Below are 18,708 nucleotides of genomic sequence, written 5' to 3' on the forward strand. Positions count from 1 at the left end.
AATTAACATTTGAATTCTCGGAACAAATCTTCTATGCTTTATCGTTTTTTGAAGCTTTTTTAGTTCTATTATATCTTCTTCTATTAGCTTTTTATCTATTACCTTCATATCTATTACCCTCATATCTATTATCTTCATAAGGGTTATTATATCATTGTTTTGGTATTACCACCGTATTCACCTGAATTAAATCCGGTAGAAAGAGTATTTCAAGATATAAAAAAACATTTTAAGAATAAGATTTTTGAAAGTTTAGATAAGTTAGAAGAAAAACTTTTTGATGTAATAAATTCTTTATCAGAAAACCATCTTAAGAGTTTAACTTTTTATCCTTATATTAAGGAGGCTTTTAATGTGATATAATTATCATTCCTTTTCGGTTTTGGTATAATTTTAACTTAATTAGTCTTGATAATTTGTCAACTAATAGTTTAGTGTTATTTATTAGTGGCATAGCCACTTTTCTTAATATGTTATAACTTCCTACTGCATCTGCATTAAATATTTTACCGGTTATAAAATCCTTAAATAATCCTCTTTTTATTCTTTTTCCTTGATAAAGTTTTTCTAATTCTTTTCCTAACTGTTTTTCTTTTTCCTTGTTTTTTTCTTTTTTTGCCTTTAAATATTCTTCTCCTATCTTTAAGACTTTATTTAAATTTGCAAATGGTGATGTTTTGCTGGTAAATTCTTCTGAAGTTTCTTCTGTTTCTATTCCATATTCTTCAAGTTTATACTTTAGCATATCAATTATCTTTCTAAATGGTATACTTACAAAATGTTGATTGGTTTTATTTCCTAAATCTATTCCATCTTTACTATTTGTTGCTCCATTGCCTATTATAACTTTTTTATGTCCGGTTTCATATAGATAGTCTGCTATCTTTCTTGTTATTTGATGAAAAATATTATTTAAATATCTTTCTCTGAATGCCGATAGTTGTTTTTGTTTATTTATTAACTCTTTTCGTTCTAATCTAAGATTATCAGTATTTAAACTATTTTCTGATAACTTATTCATCCGATTTTGCAATAAATCTATTTCTGATTGTAATTTTGCTTTTTCTTTATTAAACCATTGATTAAAGGATTTTATCTCTTTACCACTAATTATTAATGTTCTTAAACTTGGATTATTACTGAATATTGTAAGCAGATTATTTAGTCCTAAATCTATTCCTGCTATATATTTTTGTATAAATCACATCAATATAAGCATCAGTTCCTATGGTTTTTATTCTTATGGATTTTATTTTTTCTCTATCTATATATTCCGGTAATTTAACTTTTATATATTTAGAATTTTCATCATCAAATGTTAATCTAACTAATAGATATTTATCCTCTATAATATCAAAGCTATTAGCATTTAACTCAACTGTAAAAGATATAATATTCTTTAATTTCTTAGCTTTCGGTGGTTTTGGTTTTCCTCTGAATTTGCTTGGATTTCTTGCGTATTCTTTTAAAGAACTAAAATAGCTATTATAATCCTTTATATACTGCCTTATTACCGATTGGACTGCATAATTGTTTTTTATCTTATCTTTTTGCTGTTTTAGTTTAACTATAAAATCTTTTAACTCTTGATTTTTCTCAATGTTTTGCAAAATAACATCATATTCCTTTAATTTTTCTTGTTTAGATTTTTTAATATTGCCATTTTCATCTTTTGTATCTCTTGGTCTATATGGTTTATCTGATAATAGATTAAATAAATAACTTTCGTTTAAAATGATATATCCATAATTTTTGTAATAGATTTGGTTAAATATAACAAGTAGATTTCTAAAATGTGCTAATTCGTATTGTAAATCTAAAACTCTTTCTTTTCTTTGCTTTCCACTTATCCTAATGTTTAATGCTCTTTTATAGGATTTCATTTGTAATATTATACAATCTTTTGTTATAATTTTATATAAGTTTTATAAAAATAATGAACTATATCTTCTGCGTAAGCTATATTAAAACATAGCGATAAGCTAAATATATAGCTATATATCTTCTTCATATTGTTTATTTTAACATAATTTATGATTTTTATCATATTCATTTTATCCTGTTAATCTTCTTAATCTTGCTTGGGCATCCGGTTCCCAGCCTCTTTTTCCGTCAGTTAATTTTAGTGCCATATTATAACTTTGTGCAGCTTTTTGGTATCTTCTTGTGGCTTCATAATTCAAACCAAGATAATAATAGCTATCTGGATTATCCGGTATAAGAGAAATAGCTTGATTTAGGATATTTATAGCTTCTTCATTTTTATTTAATCTTGTAAGAGCTATTCCGGCAAATAGTTTAGGTCTAAAATATAAATTATCTATATTTATTGCTTTATAGCTATCATTTAATGCATTATTATAATCTTTTTTTACCAAATAAATATAAGCTCTATATGTATATGCAAGACTGTTTTGTGGATATATAGATATTGCTTCATTTATTTTTCTCAGGGCTAAATCAAAATTTTTCTGAGTTATATCATTTTTTGCTTGATTTATAAGCTCAAAAGATTTATTTTGCTTTAATATTTTAGATTTTATATATTGAAATTCCTGAGAATCTTTTTTTAAAAATGCTCTTTTTGGGTATGTTGCTATTAAATTTTTTACATTTTGTATTCTTGTATCCGGTAATGGGTGGGTAAGTAGCCATTCAGGAGGAGAGCTTTTTTCTAACTCTTTAAATATATAAAATGTTTCAACTAAACCATTTGGGTCATATCCTGCTTGATAACTAAATCTAACTCCAAGGGCATCTGCTTCACTTTCTTGGTCTCTACTAAATTTTAAAGTAAGTAGATTTGCAGATATAGATGCAAGATTCATTACAACATTGTAGTATTGGGAGTTGGAGATAGAGATAGATAAAATATTTAAAAGAATATTTATACCATATTGTTTTTCTAAGAATTTAGCGTGATGCCTTGCATTTACGTGACCAAGTTCATGGGCTATTACTCCTGCAAGCTCTGATTCATTGTTTAATTTTTCTACTAATCCTTTATTTATAAATATAAAGCCACCGGGTAAAGCAAAAGCATTTAACTCATTGGAATTTACTATATAAAATTTATAATCTAATTTTCTTGGGGTAACGGTAGCTATTTTCCATCCTAAGTTTGATATATATTTTCTTACTTCTTCATCTGGATATTGACCTTCATTTTCTTCTATTGCTTGAGGGACTACTTTCTGTCCTATTGCTATTTCTTCTTGCTCAGGAAGTAATGTAAATGTTTTTTTACCGGTTAATGGGTCTTGAACTTCGGCACAGGATATTAAAATAAAAGGTAGTAGAATTAATAATATTAACTTCTTCATTTTTACTTACCTTATTCAATAATTTTTTCTAAATGGGTATAAAACTCAGGATAAGATATAAATACACAATCTGCATCTATTATTTTTATTCCCTCTTCTGCTATCAGTCCAAGGATACTAAATCCCATTGCTATCCTGTGGTCTTTATAGCTATTTATTATTCCACCTTTTACCTTTTGTTTTCCTTTTATTATCATTCCATCCGGTAACTCTTCTGCCTGTAAGCCGAGGGCTTTTAGATTTTCTACAACTGCTTTTATTCTATCACTTTCTTTTACCCTTAACTCAGAAGCACCGGTTATTATTGTTTCTCCTTCTGCCTGTGTAGCAATAATTGCAAGAAGTGGTATCTCATCAATCATAGATGGAACTTCTTCTTTTGAAACTTTGGTTGCTTTCAGCTGTGCTGATTTTACTAATATATCTGCTACCGGTTCGCCTGCTTGCTCTCTTTGGTTTATATATTCTATATTTGCTCCCATCTCTTTTAACTTTCTAATAAATCCATCTCTTGTTTTATTTATAAGAACATCTTTTAATAATATTTCTGAATTTGGCACTATGGTTGCTGCTGCTATAAAAAATGCTGCTGAAGATGGGTCTGCCGGCACATCTATCTCTATTGGATTTAATTCTCCTGATGGATTTATACTTACTTTATAAAATTCATCTTGCTCTATGGTTATATCTGCTCCCATACTTTTTAACATTTTTTCTGTATGGTCTCTTGATATAATAGGTTCGGTTATTGTTGTTTTTCCTTGGGCATATAATCCGGCTAATAGTAATGCAGATTTTACCTGTGCAGATGATTTTTCATTAAAGAATTCTATTCCTTTTAAATTTCCACCTCTTATATAAAATGGTAAATATTCTCCATTTTTTCTTCCATCTGCTACTGCTCCCATCTGTCTTAATGGTTCTAAAACTCTTTTCATAGGTCTTTTTCTTAAACTATTATCACCGGTAAAAGCTGCAAATATGTTATTTCCTGCTATTACTCCGGCTGTTAATCTGGTTGTTGTCCCTGAATTTTCCATATTTAAAATATCTTCCGGTTCAGAAAGATATAATCCTTTTCCTTCTACATAAATTACTTCATTTTTTTCATAAATATTTACACCGAGCTTTTTATAAGTATTTAATGTTGTTATTGTATCTCCGGCTTTTAAAAAATTTTTTACAGTGCTAACTCCTTTTGCAAGAGAAGTAAGAATTATAGACCTATGGGATATAGATTTATCAGAAGGAACCCGTAATCTACCTAATAACCTATTTACTTTGCTTATTTTCTTTTCCATCAGTTTTCTCCTTTGGGAAAAATATTGTTCTAACTCTTTTTGTTTTTTTATCTACAAAAGATTTTTCTTCTGAAATTATATATCTTATCTCATCTCCTTCTACTACATTATCTGCTTGATGTAGTTCTGCATCTCCACGTAGTATTATCATATCTTGAGATTTTATATATTCACCTTCTTTTGCTTTACCCCATTTATCTTCTTTTTGAAACCATACATTACCTATTGCTAAAATTCTTGAAACATCAGATTTTTCATCTAAGAATATCTTCACTATATCTGCTTTTAATTGCATATTTCCTTTTTTCACATCCACATTTCCGGTATATATTGCAACTTTTTCTTTATTATTATATTCAAGCTTATCTGCATTAATAATTACCGGTTCTGATTTTTTATTTTCCTGCCCAAAGGCTATATTTGCCAAAATTAATAAAAATATTAAAATTTTTTTCATTTATTACCTCTTATATAAGTTATTGTTTTTTCAAGTTTAATATTTTCCTTCAAATCACTCCACAAATTTATCCCTTCTATATTTATTTTATCCGATTTTATATAAGTTTTTCTATCATTAAATGCTATATTTTTTTGTGTATCTATATTAATAAGCTCAGTATATACATTTAAATCATCTTTTTTTAAGACTACATCTTCATATAATGTTAATAATCCTGTATCTTTTCTGTAAACTGCATTTTTAGATGATATATTTATATAATCTTCATTTTTTTTATAATTTAGATTTGGCTCTTTCATATATATTTCTCTACCTTTTTCTACTGCTTGTTTTGCAACTAAGATATAATCTTTTTCTCCTTTTGAAACTAAAATGATATCATTTATTACTGCTTCTTTATATTCTATCTTAGATAAATCTAATTCTTGAATATAGTTATTCAATTGGTCAAATAAAAAAGCTATAAATAATAAAAATATTAAAAATAAAAACCCTTTTTTTAATTTATTTCTCAATTTCTTAATCATTTTCTACTTTGTTCTTTTCTGATTTTCTGTAATCCCATTTTGGACTAAATATTTCTTGTAAATCTTTTAGGCTGTTTTCATCTTTTTCAACTTTTTGTTTTATATACATTGTTGGTCTGTGAAGTAATTTATTTATTAAAGAGTTCATTGCAAGTTCTATCTGCTGTTTTTCTTCTTCTGATAAGTATGGTAATTTTTGAAAAAGTTTTGATAATTGATATTGTTTTATCTGCTCTGCATATTCTCTGATTTGGGTAATTAATGGTGCTACTTTTTGAACTGCAAGCCATTTTTCAAATTTATCAATTTCTTCTTCAAGTATCATCTGGGCAGTAATTGCTTCTAATTTTCTTTCTTCAAGATTTGAATTAACAATATTTTTTAAATCATCTATATTATAAAGATAAACTCCTTCAAGTTTATTAACTTCTTCTTCAACATTTCTTGGGACAGATATATCTATTATAAATATAGGATTTTGTTTATTTTTGATTGCTTTTTTTATATCTTCTTTTGTTAAAATTGGTTTATTTGCACCGGTAGATGTTATAACAATATCAACTTCCGGTAAAAATTCTGTAATTTTATCAAATCTTATAGCACTTCCAGAAAAATGGTTTGCAAGCTCTACTGCTTTTTCAAAAGTTCTATTTGACACAAATATATGTTTTACACCGGTAGCCATAAGATGTTTTGCTGCAAGTTCTGCCATTTCACCGGCACCTATAAGCAATACATTTTTATCTGATAAATCTCCGAAAATCTTTTTCGCAAGCTGGACTGCTGCATAGCTTATAGATACTGCTCTTTTAGATATACCTGTTTTTGTTCTTATCTTTTTTGAAACCTGCATTGCTTTATCAAATAATTTAGTCATTATATGTCTTGCAGTTTTTAACTCTATTGCTTTTAAAAAAGATTCTTTAAATTGGCAAACAATCTGTGGCTCTCCAATAACCATAGAATCTAAACTTGAAGAAACTCTAAATATATGTCTTATAGCTTCTCTGTCTGTGTAAAAAAAGATATATTTTTCAAGCTCAAAAACCGGTATATTTGAAAATTGGGATAATTTTCTAAGTATCTCTTTTTTTAGATTATCAATATCATCTGTTGCTACACCATAAAACTCAACCCTGTTGCATGTAGAGATAAGACATATTTCATATATTTGTTCTATCTGTGATATATTGTTTATAACATCTTGATAAGAGCTTTCCGATATGGCAAATTTTTCTCTTATATTAACAGGTGCTGTTTTGTAATTTAATCCGGTTGCAAAAATAACCATCTTTTCTCCATCTTAAAAATATTAAATATTATAACAATTTTTTTATCTCATCTATAAAATCTTTTTCTGCCGTTTTAGATAAATTTATGACTTTAAAATCCGTTTTATTTCTAAATGTCCTTATCTGTCTTTTTGCAAAATCTTTTGTGTTTTTCTTTATATTCTCTTTTGCTTCTTCCAAAGATATTTCTCCTTTTAAATAAGGAATAATCTCTTTATAGCCAATTGCCTGTTTTGCAGTAATTGCTTCCTCAAATCCCATATTTATAAGGTTTTTTACTTCTTCAATTAAACCTTTTTCAAACATATCTTCTACTCTTTTTTCTATTCTTTCCATCAACTCTTGTTTATCTCTTTCTATTATAAATCCTACGAAATTATATCTTTTATTTTTAAAGTTATGCTCTTTTTGATATAAAGAAAATGGTTTGCCTGTCATATAATATACTTCTAAGGCTCTTATAATTCTTCTTTTGTCATTTGGATGTATTTTTTCGGCATATTCTTTGTCATATTTTTGGAGTTCTTCCCAAAGTTCTTGGTTATTTTTTTCATATAATTTTTTTCTGATTTCCCAATTTCCTGCCGGTGCTTCTGACATACCAAATAATGCAAGTTGTAAATAAAGCCATGTTCCACCGGATACTATAACATTTTTATTTTTTATATTTTTTATAACATTATCAAAATAATCTACAAAATCTTTTGCCGTAAAGTTATAAGAAGGCTCTACAATATCTATAAGATGGTGTGGTATATTTTCCATTTCTTCCATAGTAGGTTTGGCAGTACCTATATCCATATATTTATAAACCATCATAGAATCTGCACTTATAATTTCAGCGTCTATCTGTTTTGCAAGTTGTATTGATAATTTTGTTTTACCGGTTGCTGTTGCTCCGGTTATCACAATTATATTTTTCATTAACACCTCTTATTTATGATATAATTTTTTATTAAAAATAATATATTATCGGAGAATTTGAAAAAAATGCAAAAGAAAGGGGCTAAAACTTCTGTTGAAAAAGCTCTTGATTTGATCGAAGCATTAAAAGAGCATTATAAGCTTGGTGTTACCGATTTAAGTAATATTCTCGGTTTAAACAAAAATAATGTTTTTAGATTATTGGCTACTCTTCAAGTTAAAGGATTTATAGAGCAAGATGAAAGCGGAGATTATAAACTTGGTGTTAAAACTTTATCTTTGGAATATGCTTATATAAAAAATCTTGCCTTTTTTGACACAGTAAGACCATTTATAAAAAAATTAAGAGATGAGCTAAATGAAACCGTATATCTTTCAGTTTTGCATAATAATGATTTAATATACATATATAACAAAGAAAGTAAATCTTCGGTTTTGGTAAATTCAAGAGTAGCAAAAAGATACAATGCGGAAAAAACAGCAGCCGGTAGAGCCATTTTAAGAGGTAAAAAAGAAACAGGTGATATATATGAAATAGATATAGAAGGAGCAGAACCGGAAGTATCTGAAGTAGCAACGGTAATAAGAGATGAAACCGGTCATGTAATATCAGGTTTATCAGTAGTAGCTCCAATCAGCAGATTAAACCAAACCAATGCAGAAGGCATTATAAAGGATAAATTATTAAAAACAGCAAGAGAAATTAATCATATGTTAAATATAGTTTTACCTTAATTATTCGATATTGTATCTTTCTTTAAATAAATCTATAAAAGTATTGGTTAAAACAATAACAACTGGAGCTATGAATATACCGAGTATTCCAAAAAAGTTAATACCACCTAAAATCGTAAAAAATAAAATCATAGGATGAATATCTACATGGCTACTGACCACAACAGGTCTTATAATATTATCAACCAAACTTATTACAAATGTTCCATATAAAAAGAAGATAATTCCGGCTAAAATTCCCTTACTAAAAAATACCATAAAAGCAACCGGAATCCAAACAAGAGAAGCTCCTCCAAAAGGTATAAATGCAGCAATAAATGTCAAGAATCCAAGAAATAAACTATATTTAATACCGGCAACGAAATATCCTATAAATCCGAGGGTTGCTTGGGCTATTGCAACAGCAACAGAGCCAAGAATAACTCCTTTAATTGCAACATAAGATTTATAAAATAAAAAATCTTTTTCTTTTGGTCTAAGTGGTATTACAGAGTATATTCTTTTATATAATTTATCCCCATCTTTAAATAAAAAGAAAACAGTAATAATCATTAAAAATATCTCTATTATAAAAATCGTTATATTAGTAGCAAAAATTTTTCCTTTTTCAAACAAAAATACGGATAAATAACCGAAAACATTTTTTATAATCTGATATATATCTATCTCTACAGAGCCATATTTCTGATAAATTTGAGATATTATAGGAATAGATAAAATAGATTGTATAAGCTGTTGTGGATTAGATAAATTTTGTTCAATGGAAGGTATTAATTCTATAATTTCCTTTGATAAAAATAAAATCAATATAGATATAGGCACAAGAAAGGTAAAAGCAACTATGAAAGTGGCTATCAAAGAAGAAAGCCAATCTTTTTTTATTTTATTATTTATTTTTTGATATAAAGGATAAAAAATAAGAACAACTATAATTGATAAAACTATTACTTCTAAAAATGGCTCAAATATAAAATAACTAATTAAAAGAAAAGAAAGAAAAGAAAGTAGAAAAAATATATTCCCTATCTTTTCAAAATCTGAAAACAATTTATATTACTCTTCCCCTTTCTTTAACATACCGCCAACAAAAGCGATAATTCCTGTTAAGATTGTAAAAGCTGTCATGATAATCATAGGCATCCAAGCTTTCATAGCTTTAAACCTCCAAATTAAACTTTGTTTCTGTAATAATCTGTGGTATGCAGAAAATCCTGCATTTAAACCACTACAATAACTACTAATCCCTGTCGGCATAGATAATGTCTCTCTGCAGAACAGGTTTGCATTTAAAAAATAAATTTTACACTTCCATTTATTTACTTTAATCAACCCTTGCAAATATTAATGCAAGGAAATATGTTAAACACAATTCTAATTAATTTACATTAATATTTTATCATAGTATGTTATAAAATCAATCATTTTTAAATATTAATTTTTTTACTTATTCATAATTTGCAACTTTCTGTATATAATCTATAGTAAATTTTAATCCTTTGTCAAGTGAAATTTTTGGTTCCCAATTTAATTTATTTTTTATCTTTGATATATCCGGACATCTTCTTTTTGGGTCATCTTCTAAAGGTGGTTTAAAAACAATTTTAGATTTTGAGTTTGATAATTGTATTATTTTTTTTGCTAAATCAATGATTTTTATCTCCTGCGGATTTCCTACATTAAATATTTCGCCATTTAGATTGTCTGTTATACTAATTTTATAAATTGCTTCAATCAAATCGTCTATATAGCAAAAGCTTCTGGTTTGATTACCATCACCATAAATAGTTATATCTTCATTTTTCAATGCCTGATATACAAAATTTGGAATAACTCTTCCATCATTTAATCTCATCCTTGGACCATAGGTATTAAATATTCTAACTATTCTAATATCTATATTATGTTCTCTATGATAAGCCATACACATCGCTTCTGAAAATCTTTTTGCTTCATCGTAAACTGAACGAATACCTACCGGATTTACATTTCCAAAATAATCTTCTGATTGAGGATGCTTTTCAGGATTACCATATATTTCAGAAGTAGAGGCAAATATATATCTTGCTTTTTTAGCTTTTGCAAATCCAAGAGTATTTAATGTTCCAAGGGAGTTTACTTTCATTGTCTGAATAGGATAATTCAAATAATCTACCGGACTTGCGGGACAGGCAAAATGTAAAACTATATCTATCTTTTTATCTATATAAATATAATTTACAACATTATAATGGATAAAATGAAAATTTTTATTTTTCAGCAAATGGGCTATATTTTCCTGTTTGCCAGTAAGAAAGTTATCTAAACCTATTACATAAAAGCCTTCTGATAAAAATTTTTCTGCTAAATAACTTCCTATAAATCCAGCTACACCGGTAATAAGAATATTCAAGATAAAAGTTTTAAAGCCTCTTCTACGCTAAGTCCTTCGTGAACTATTTTAGATAATACATTTGTTATTTTAGCTACATTTTCATGCTGGAATATATTTCTTCCTATGGATAAACCGGCACATCCTGCTACTACTACTGCATCATAAACCATTTTTAAAAGAGCTTCATCTGTATCTGTTTTTGGACCTCCGGCTATAACTACTGGTACAGGACAGCCTTCTACGACTTCTCTAAATGTTTCAGGATTTCCGGTATAAGGAACTTTTACAATATCTGCTCCAAGCTCTGCTGCAACTCTTGCAATATGAGCTATAGCCTTTGGGTCATAAGGATTTTTTACCTCGGGTCCTCTATAATACATCATTGCAAGTAAAGGCATTTGCCATTCTTCACATCTTTTAGATACTTCTCCAAAATCTTTAAGCATCTGTTTTTCATCTTCTGCACCTATATTTACATGGATAGAAACTCCATCTGCACCAAGTTTTATAGCTTCTTCTACTGTGCAAACTAAAACTTTATCATTTTTTCTTAATGATAAATCTGTTGAAGCAGACATATGAACAATTAAACCTAAATCTTTGCCTTTTCCTCTATGTCCGGCTCTTACCATACCTTTATGGAGAATAATTGCATTTGCTCCACCTTCTGCTATCTGATTTATTGTTTCTTTCAAATCTATTATTCCTTTTATTGGACCGGAGCTAACACCATGATCCATAGGAACCATAACTGTTTTTCCGGTTTCTCTATTTATAATTCTTTCCAATCTAACCTTTTTTCCAATTGACATTTAAAAAAACCTCCATTTTAAAAATCTTTTCTTATATTTTATCAAAAAATGATAGAATTTTCTTTTTTATTTGGTATTTTGCAGTAACAATAGGTGCGTTAATATTTTCCTTTATAAATTTTATTGTGCTTTCAATTTCTTTTAATTTTTCTTCCGTAAGCCTTCTTTCATTTATCACATAACCTTTAATGAGGTAGTTTTTAAAACATCAGTTGACCTCATATGAATTTTATATAAAAGCTCCCTTTACAGGGAGCCATATAAATCTAATCTGTTTTATTTTAAACTTTGAGGAGTTTTAATTCTTATTATTTCTTTTTCTCCATCTTCTTTGATAACTTCAACCAATTTTAATCCATCAATATCTTCTTCTACATATATTTCTTTTGGTTTTGGAATGATATGGGTATGATGTTCTGCTTCTACTACAAACTCATCATCTTTTGGGTCATAAAATAAGCCTACCAATGGTTGTGCTTCTGTTTCCACTTGGTCTCCTATTTCTTCATTTACTATTTCAATTTCTACTAATCTTGCACCTAAATTTTTTGAAACATTGTCAAAAAACTTCTCCCATTCTTGCTTTTCTAACTTTCTTACCATCTTTGTCCTCCTTTTTTTTGATTTTTTTTGTTACTGCTATTATTTTATAATAAGATTAATTTTAAGATAGTCAAGAGGAAATAATGAAAATTAAACCTATTCCGGATGAAGTTATAAATAAGATAGCTGCCGGAGAAGTAGTTGAAAGACCGGCAAATGTTTTAAAAGAATTAATAGAAAATTCCATAGATGCAAATGCTAATAAGATAGAAATTTTTATTGAAAAAGGCGGAAAGAAATTAATCTCGGTAAAAGATAATGGAGAAGGAATATTTCAGGAAGATATGATAAATGCAGTTAAAAGACATTTTAGCTCAAAGATAGAAAAAGAAGAAGATTTATATAGTTTAAAAAGTTATGGATTTAGAGGGGAAGCCCTTGCTTCTATATCTTCTGTTTCAAAATTAAGAATAACTTCAAGAACAATACAGCAGCCGGTAGGTAGCCAACTTTATATAGAAGGAGGGAAATTTAAATATTTAAATCAGACTGCTTCTCCTCTCGGAACAAAAATAGATGTAGAAGATTTATTTTTTAATACACCGGCAAGATTAAAATTTTTAAAATCTGACAATACAGAACTTCAACATATAATAAATATTTTTAGCTATTATGCAATTCTACATTCTGATAAATATTTTAGATTGGTTATTGATAAAAAAGAAGTCTATAATCTTTATCCATCTACCTTAGAAGATAGAATTGGATTATTATTTTCATCAAATTTTGCAAAAGATTTAGTTGTAATAGATTATGAAAATGAAAAAGGGAAAATATATGGTTTTGTAGATATTAATCTCAAAAACAAAAAAAATTTTATATTTGTAAATAAAAGACCGGTAAAAAACCAACTTATCTCAAAAACTGTAAAAAATTTAATCGGAGAAAAAGGTTATATTCTGTTTTTTGAATTTCCGAGCTTTTTTGTTGATTATAATGTCCATCCTTCTAAAATGGAAATTAAATTTTCTGATGATACTGCTGTTTCTAATTTGATAAAAGAAGCATTTTCAATTAGCTTAAATCCTTTTAAAAAAGAAAGAAAAGAAATCAGTTTTTCTTTAAATCAGCAAATTTCAAAATATAAAACAGATAAATTTGATATACTCGGTCAGATAGAAGATAGCTTTATTGTAGGATATTATAAAGGTGATTTATATATTTTAGATCAGCATGTAGTAAATGAAAGAATTTTGTATGAAAAATTTATAAAAGATAGTAAAGAGTTTTTATCTTCAAAAAACTTAAAAAATCCAATTAAATTAGAGTTATCACCACAAGGAAAATTTAATTTTGAGATATTAAAAGAAAATCTTGAAAAAGTAGGATACAGATTTGATGAAAATATGAATATCTTATCTATTCCGGAAAAACTTACACAAACAGAAAGCTATAATATTTTGATAGAAATTTTAGAAAGTGGAGAAAAAGATATTGAAAAGTTAATAAAAAAGATTGCAGAAAAACTATCTTGCCATTATTCTATAACTGCCGGAGATAAACTAAGAAAAGAAGAAGCAGAAAAGCTAATAAAAGAATGGATAGAAACGGAAAATCCGATTCTCTGTCCTCATGGAAGACCGATTTATTATAAAATTCCTGTAGAAGAAATAAAAAAATATGTAGGAAGGAGTTAAAATGCAGGTTCTTGATATAGATGCAAAAAAACAGATTTTAAATAACTATTTTGAGAAAAAAAATGAGTTAATAAGAAAACATTATGCCGGAGAAAATGCCCTTGATATAGTAAATCAACTTTCTGACTTAACCGATGAAACTATAAAAGCTTTTGCTAATTTATCTTTTCCGGATATTAACAAGATAGCAATTGTTGTTCTTGGTGGTTATGGTAGAAGAGAGCTTTGTTTTAAATCTGATATAGATATTGCCCTTGTGTATGATGCAGATGATATAAAAGAGTTAGAAGCCGGTATAGAGAGCTTTTATTACTCATTGTTAGATTTAAAAGTAGACCTGGGATTTTCGCCAAGAAATATAAAAACATTTTTAGATTTATCAAAACAGGATTTAACAATAACAACTGCTTTACTTCAAGGTAGATTTTTATGTGGAAATCCGGAGATTTATGAGAGATTAATCTCAAAATTTAAAAAAGTTATAAAAGCAAAGAAAGAAGCCTATATAGAAGCTACTTTAAAATCAAGAAAAGTAAGGTACCAATCTACCGGAAGCAGTATCTATATGATGGAACCACATATAAAAGAAGGAGAAGGTGGATTAAGAGATTTTCACGAAGTTTATTGGATAGCAAAAGTTTTAGAGCCGGATTTTAAAGATTATAAATCTTTTGTAGAAAAAAAATATATCTTGGAAGAAGATTATAAAGAATTGATGAATGCTTACGAATTTTTATTAAGAATAAGAAATCAGATGCATCTACTTTGCAATAAAAAATGTGATGTTCTTGTTTTTCCACTTCAAGAAGAAGTAGCAAAAAAACTCGGATATGTTAAAGATATAAATGATTATGAATCTATAAGAGAAAGCGTTGAAGAAATGATGAAACTTTATTATCTAAATGCAAAATCTATAAACAGCATAACTAAAAGAATATTAAAAATACTACTTAAAAAAGAAGAATATGAAGTTTTTGAGCCAATAGATGATTTGTTTATAAAAACATCTTCTGAGATAGATATTATCAATGAAGAAAAATTTGAAAAAGATGATTTAAATATATTAAAAGCTTTTAAATATTATAAAAAATATGGATTAGATTTTTCACCAAAACTTGAATATTTACTTCGTAAAAATGAAAGAAAATTAAAAAATAAACAATTAACAGAAGAGATGAAAAATATTATCAGAGAATTATTTAGCGATGTATCAAACTTGCCAAAAACCCTTAGAAAGATGCAAGAACTTTACATTTTAGATGATTTAATACCGGAATTTGGCTATCAAAGATGCCATTTTCAATACGACCATTATCATAAATACACAACAGATGCCCATGCAATAAAATCTGTGGAAGAGCTTGAAAATTTAAGGCAGTTAGACTCTCCTGAAAAAAAACAGATGTATGAATTATACAAAGATATAAAAAGAAAAGATTTATTAATTTGGGCTATATTTTTACACGATATAGGAAAAGGTCATAAACAAGACCATAGTATTCTTGGCTCTCAAATGGCAAGAGAAATCCTTGAAAGATTTGGATATAATAGTGCAGATTCAAAAGTTGTTTCAGAGCTTGTATTACATCATCTTGATATGGCTCATATATCCCAACGCAGAAATCTAAATGAACCAAAAGTTATTGAAGATTTTGTAAAGATAGTAAAAAATAAAGAAGTTCTAAAAATGCTTACAGTTTTAACATGGTGTGATGCCAATGCAGTTGCACCAAATGTTTGGAATGATTGGAAAAATGCTTTATTATGGGAGCTTTATTATAAAACCCTTGAAGTTTTTGAAAAAGGAGTATCTGCTGAAGAGATTTTTTCTTTGAAATTAAAAGAAAAAAGAGAGAAATTAAAATTATTACTTACAGCAGAAATTGGAGAAGAAAGAGCAAATTATCATCTTAATAGATTCTCTGATTATTATATAGTATCGGTAATGCTTGATGATGCAGTAAAACATATCTTAATGGAAGAAGATATTCTTAAAAATAATAAAAAATTTGCTTATTCTTTTGAAGAAAAAACAGGAGCCGGATTTTCAGAAGTTTCAATTGTTATAAAAGATATAGAAAATCCTTTACTTATTATTACCGGAATATTGACATCCTTAAATATAAATATTCTTTCGGTATATAGTTATACAAGAAAGGATAATATTGTGGTTATTGATTTACAAATTTCAACATCTTTATATGAATCAATAGATGAAAATAAATTCAACCAATTTTTAAATATACTACAAAAAATATTAAACAATGAGCTTACATTGGAAGATATTATGAAAAAAAGACAAAAAGGTTTTAGACCTTCCATAATTCCACCACCGACCTTTGTAAAAATAGATAATGAATCTTCTGAAATTTACACAATTTTTGATGTCTCAGCAGAAGATAGAATAGGATTATTATTTGACATAATCAAAGTTTTTTCAGATTTTGATATATATGTTCATCTTGCAAAAGTTTCAACACAAGGAACAAGAGCAAGGGATGCCTTTTATGTCAGGTCAAAAGAAAAAACAAAAATAAATGACAAGGAGCTACTTCAAAATATAAAAGAAAAATTACTACAAGTCATAAAGGTTTAAGCTATTTTTTAAAGATTTGTCAGATAATAACTTTTTAAAATATGCTTTTATTATAATTATATTATATGAGTAAAATATGCTAAAATTTTTTATCATAACCCTTGACAAAATGAATTTTTTGGTTTATTATAAAATAAAAATAATATTTAAAAAGGAGGTAAAGAAGAGATGGCAAAATTAAAACCTCTCTATGACAGAGTAGTTATTAAAAGAGTAGAAGAAGAAGTAGCAAAAACTCCAACAGGTATCATTATACCGGATACCGCAAAAGAAAAACCACAAATTGGTGAAGTTGTAGCAGTAGGAGAAGGTAGAGTTCTTGAAAATGGTAATGTGGTTCCTCTCAAAGTAAAAGTAGGGGATAAAGTATATTTCAGCAAATATGCCGGAAATGAAGTTAAAGTAGATGGCGAAGAGCTTATTATCTTAAGAGAAGATGATATTCTTGCAATAATTGAGTAAGAAAAAAAATAAAAGGAGGTGTCATAGATGGCAGCAAAAAAATTAGTTTATGGTGATGAAGCAAGAGCAAAATTAAAAGCAGGTGTTGACAAACTTGCTAATGCTGTAAAAGTAACACTTGGACCAAGAGGAAGAGAAGTTATCTTAGAGAAAAAATGGGGTTCTCCAGCTGTAACAAAAGACGGAGTATCTGTAGCTAAGGAAATAGAACTTGCTGACCCTTATGAAAACATGGCAGCACAACTTGTTAAAGAAGTTGCTTCTAAAACAGCAGATGTAGCAGGTGATGGAACAACTACTGCTACAATATTAACACAGGCTATTTATGAAGAAGGATTAAAAGCAATAGCTTCAGGTGCTAATCCTGTTTATGTAAAAAGAGGAATAGATGAAGCTGTTAAAATAATCATAGAAGAACTCAAAAAAATGTCTAAACCTGTTTCAGGAAGAAAAGAAATAGAACAAGTTGCAACAATATCTGCAAACAATGACCCAGAAATTGGAAAAATAATAGCTGATGCAATGGAAAAAGTTGGAAAAGATGGAGTAATTACAGTAGAAGAATCAAAAACAGCAGAAACAATCTTAGAAGTAACAGAAGGTATGCAGTTTGATAGAGGATATTTATCTCCATATTTTGTAACAAATCCGGAAAAAATGGAATGCGTTTTAGAAAATCCTTATATCCTCATTTATGAGAAAAAAATAAACAACATAAGAGAACTTTTACCTGTTCTTGAAAAAGTAGTTCAAACAAACAGACCTTTACTTATAATAGCAGAAGATGTTGAAGGAGAAGCTCTTGCTACATTAGTTGTTAACCATATAAAAGGAGTATTAAAAGTTTGTGCTGTAAAAGCTCCTGGATTTGGTGAAAGAAGAAAAGCTATGCTTCAAGATATAGCTATCTTAACAGGTGGAACAGCAGTAACAGAAGACCTTGGCATTAAACTTGAATCTGTTGACCTTGATATGCTTGGAAAAGCAGATAAAGTAGTTGTAGATAAAGATAACACAACAATTATTGGTGGAAAAGGAAATCCAGAAGATATTAAAGCAAGAATAGAACAAATCAAAAATCAAATAGCAACTACTACTTCTGAATATGATAAAGAAAAATTACAAGAAAGACTTGCTAAATTATCAGGTGGTGTAGCTATAATAAAAGTAGGTGCTGCTACAGAAGCAGAACTTAAAGAGAAAAAAGATAGAGTAGATGATGCTGTTCATGCTACAAAAGCTGCTGTTGAAGAAGGTATCGTTCCAGGTGGTGGAGTAGCATTATACAGAGCTTCAAGAGCATTATGTAATATCAATGAAGAAAACACTGATAAAGCTTGGGGAATAAAAATAGTTAAAAATGCTTGCAAAGTTCCAATGAAACAAATAGCTTACAATGCTGGATTTGAAGGCTCTATCGTAATAGAGAAAATTAAAGATTCTGATAATATCAATTACGGATTTAACGCAGCTACCGGTGAATTTGTAGATATGATTGAAGCTGGTATAATAGACCCAACAAAAGTAGTAAGAACAGCTCTTCAAAATGCCGCATCTGTTGCAGGAACAATGCTTACGGCAGAATGCCTCGTAGCAGAAATTAAAGAAAAAGAAGAAAAACTCCCAGGTGCAGGCGGTGGAATGGGAGATATGGAATTTTAACAT

21 protein-coding genes are annotated in these 18,708 nt (G+C 28.1%); 6 read left to right on the plus strand and 15 right to left on the minus strand.

Annotated elements, in window-relative coordinates:
* Positions 1-159 precede the first annotated feature (159 nt).
* Positions 160-363: a transposase gene (locus QOR43_RS07210; RefSeq protein ID WP_283571462.1), complete on the plus strand. Its 204-nt coding sequence runs from the start codon at positions 160-162 to the stop codon at positions 361-363.
* Here QOR43_RS07210 and QOR43_RS07215 read toward each other — a convergent pair.
* From QOR43_RS07215 to miaA, 9 genes are read right to left on the minus strand one after another with little or no spacing between them, the layout of a single operon-like run.
* Complete coding sequence (locus tag QOR43_RS07215; protein WP_345782864.1) at positions 350-1,198, minus strand: transposase; 849 nt, start codon at positions 1,196-1,198, stop codon at positions 350-352. The genes QOR43_RS07210 and QOR43_RS07215 overlap by 14 nt on opposite strands.
* On the minus strand, positions 1,158-1,883 hold the full coding sequence (locus QOR43_RS07220; protein WP_265134823.1) for a hypothetical protein: 726 nt from the start codon (positions 1,881-1,883) through the stop codon (positions 1,158-1,160). The genes QOR43_RS07215 and QOR43_RS07220 overlap by 41 nt, the downstream gene beginning before the upstream one ends.
* A gap of 23 nt (positions 1,884-1,906) precedes the next feature.
* Entirely contained in the window at positions 1,907-2,053 is a 147-nt protein-coding gene (locus QOR43_RS07225) for a hypothetical protein (protein WP_283571463.1), read from the minus strand.
* 1 nt (position 2,054) lies between these two features.
* The gene (locus QOR43_RS07230; RefSeq protein WP_265134821.1) at positions 2,055-3,323 is read right to left on the minus strand and encodes a beta-barrel assembly-enhancing protease; all 1,269 of its coding nucleotides are present in this window, start codon (positions 3,321-3,323) and stop codon (positions 2,055-2,057) included.
* 11 nt (positions 3,324-3,334) lie between these two features.
* Positions 3,335-4,624, minus strand: a complete 1,290-nt coding sequence (gene aroA / locus QOR43_RS07235; protein WP_265134820.1) for a 3-phosphoshikimate 1-carboxyvinyltransferase — start codon at positions 4,622-4,624, stop codon at positions 3,335-3,337.
* Positions 4,596-5,081 (minus strand): lipopolysaccharide transport periplasmic protein LptA, encoded by a 486-nt coding sequence (gene lptA, locus QOR43_RS07240; RefSeq protein WP_265134819.1) that lies wholly within the window; start codon positions 5,079-5,081, stop codon positions 4,596-4,598. Before lptA ends, aroA begins: the two co-directional genes overlap by 29 nt.
* Entirely contained in the window at positions 5,078-5,611 is a 534-nt protein-coding gene (gene lptC / locus QOR43_RS07245; RefSeq protein ID WP_265134818.1) for an LPS export ABC transporter periplasmic protein LptC, read from the minus strand. The genes lptA and lptC overlap by 4 nt, the downstream gene beginning before the upstream one ends.
* Positions 5,604-6,902 (minus strand): glutamyl-tRNA reductase, encoded by a 1,299-nt coding sequence (gene hemA, locus QOR43_RS07250; protein WP_265134817.1) that lies wholly within the window; start codon positions 6,900-6,902, stop codon positions 5,604-5,606. The genes lptC and hemA overlap by 8 nt, the downstream gene beginning before the upstream one ends.
* A gap of 28 nt (positions 6,903-6,930) precedes the next feature.
* A complete protein-coding gene (gene miaA / locus QOR43_RS07255) occupies positions 6,931-7,827 on the minus strand; it encodes a tRNA (adenosine(37)-N6)-dimethylallyltransferase MiaA (protein ID WP_265134816.1) in 897 nt (298 codons plus the stop codon).
* A gap of 66 nt (positions 7,828-7,893) precedes the next feature.
* On the opposite strand from miaA, the gene QOR43_RS07260 reads away from it, so the two are divergent.
* Entirely contained in the window at positions 7,894-8,562 is a 669-nt protein-coding gene (locus QOR43_RS07260) for an IclR family transcriptional regulator (RefSeq protein WP_265134815.1), read from the plus strand.
* On the opposite strand, the gene QOR43_RS07265 is transcribed toward QOR43_RS07260, so the two are convergent.
* The 6 genes from QOR43_RS07265 to QOR43_RS07290 all read right to left on the minus strand — a co-directional run bounded on the left by QOR43_RS07265 (position 8,563) and on the right by QOR43_RS07290 (position 12,348).
* Positions 8,563-9,609, minus strand: coding sequence for an AI-2E family transporter (locus tag QOR43_RS07265; protein ID WP_265134814.1), 1,047 nt, complete (start codon positions 9,607-9,609; stop codon positions 8,563-8,565). It lies immediately after the preceding gene.
* A 6-nt stretch (positions 9,610-9,615) separates the two neighbouring features.
* Positions 9,616-9,816, minus strand: a complete 201-nt coding sequence (locus tag QOR43_RS07270) for a hypothetical protein (protein WP_265134813.1) — start codon at positions 9,814-9,816, stop codon at positions 9,616-9,618.
* Positions 9,817-10,006: 190 nt separating this feature from the next.
* Positions 10,007-10,951, minus strand: coding sequence for a UDP-glucuronic acid decarboxylase family protein (locus tag QOR43_RS07275; RefSeq protein WP_265134812.1), 945 nt, complete (start codon positions 10,949-10,951; stop codon positions 10,007-10,009).
* Complete coding sequence (locus QOR43_RS07280; RefSeq protein ID WP_265134811.1) at positions 10,948-11,745, minus strand: 2-amino-3,7-dideoxy-D-threo-hept-6-ulosonate synthase; 798 nt, start codon at positions 11,743-11,745, stop codon at positions 10,948-10,950. Before QOR43_RS07280 ends, QOR43_RS07275 begins: the two co-directional genes overlap by 4 nt.
* Before the next feature lie 31 nt (positions 11,746-11,776).
* Positions 11,777-11,923 carry a hypothetical protein gene (locus QOR43_RS07285; RefSeq protein WP_265134810.1) on the minus strand — a complete coding sequence of 49 codons (147 nt, stop codon included), beginning with the start codon at positions 11,921-11,923 and terminating at the stop codon, positions 11,777-11,779.
* A gap of 98 nt (positions 11,924-12,021) precedes the next feature.
* Entirely contained in the window at positions 12,022-12,348 is a 327-nt protein-coding gene (locus QOR43_RS07290) for a DUF5335 domain-containing protein (protein WP_265134809.1), read from the minus strand.
* Between the two features lie 83 nt (positions 12,349-12,431).
* On the opposite strand from QOR43_RS07290, the gene mutL reads away from it, so the two are divergent.
* The 4 genes from mutL to groL all read left to right on the plus strand — a co-directional run bounded on the left by mutL (position 12,432) and on the right by groL (position 18,705).
* Entirely contained in the window at positions 12,432-13,985 is a 1,554-nt protein-coding gene (mutL, locus tag QOR43_RS07295) for a DNA mismatch repair endonuclease MutL (protein ID WP_265134808.1), read from the plus strand.
* Position 13,986: 1 nt separating this feature from the next.
* On the plus strand, positions 13,987-16,581 hold the full coding sequence (glnD, locus tag QOR43_RS07300) for a [protein-PII] uridylyltransferase (protein WP_265134807.1): 2,595 nt from the start codon (positions 13,987-13,989) through the stop codon (positions 16,579-16,581).
* Between the two features lie 168 nt (positions 16,582-16,749).
* Positions 16,750-17,043 carry a co-chaperone GroES gene (groES, locus tag QOR43_RS07305; RefSeq protein WP_265134806.1) on the plus strand — a complete coding sequence of 98 codons (294 nt, stop codon included), beginning with the start codon at positions 16,750-16,752 and terminating at the stop codon, positions 17,041-17,043.
* Positions 17,044-17,070: 27 nt separating this feature from the next.
* On the plus strand, positions 17,071-18,705 hold the full coding sequence (groL, locus tag QOR43_RS07310) for a chaperonin GroEL (RefSeq protein WP_265134805.1): 1,635 nt from the start codon (positions 17,071-17,073) through the stop codon (positions 18,703-18,705).
* Positions 18,706-18,708: the final 3 nt, after the last annotated feature.

The sequence above is a fragment of the Venenivibrio stagnispumantis genome, assembly GCF_900182795.1.
In the GTDB taxonomy this organism is placed as follows: domain Bacteria; phylum Aquificota; class Aquificia; order Aquificales; family Hydrogenothermaceae; genus Venenivibrio; species Venenivibrio stagnispumantis.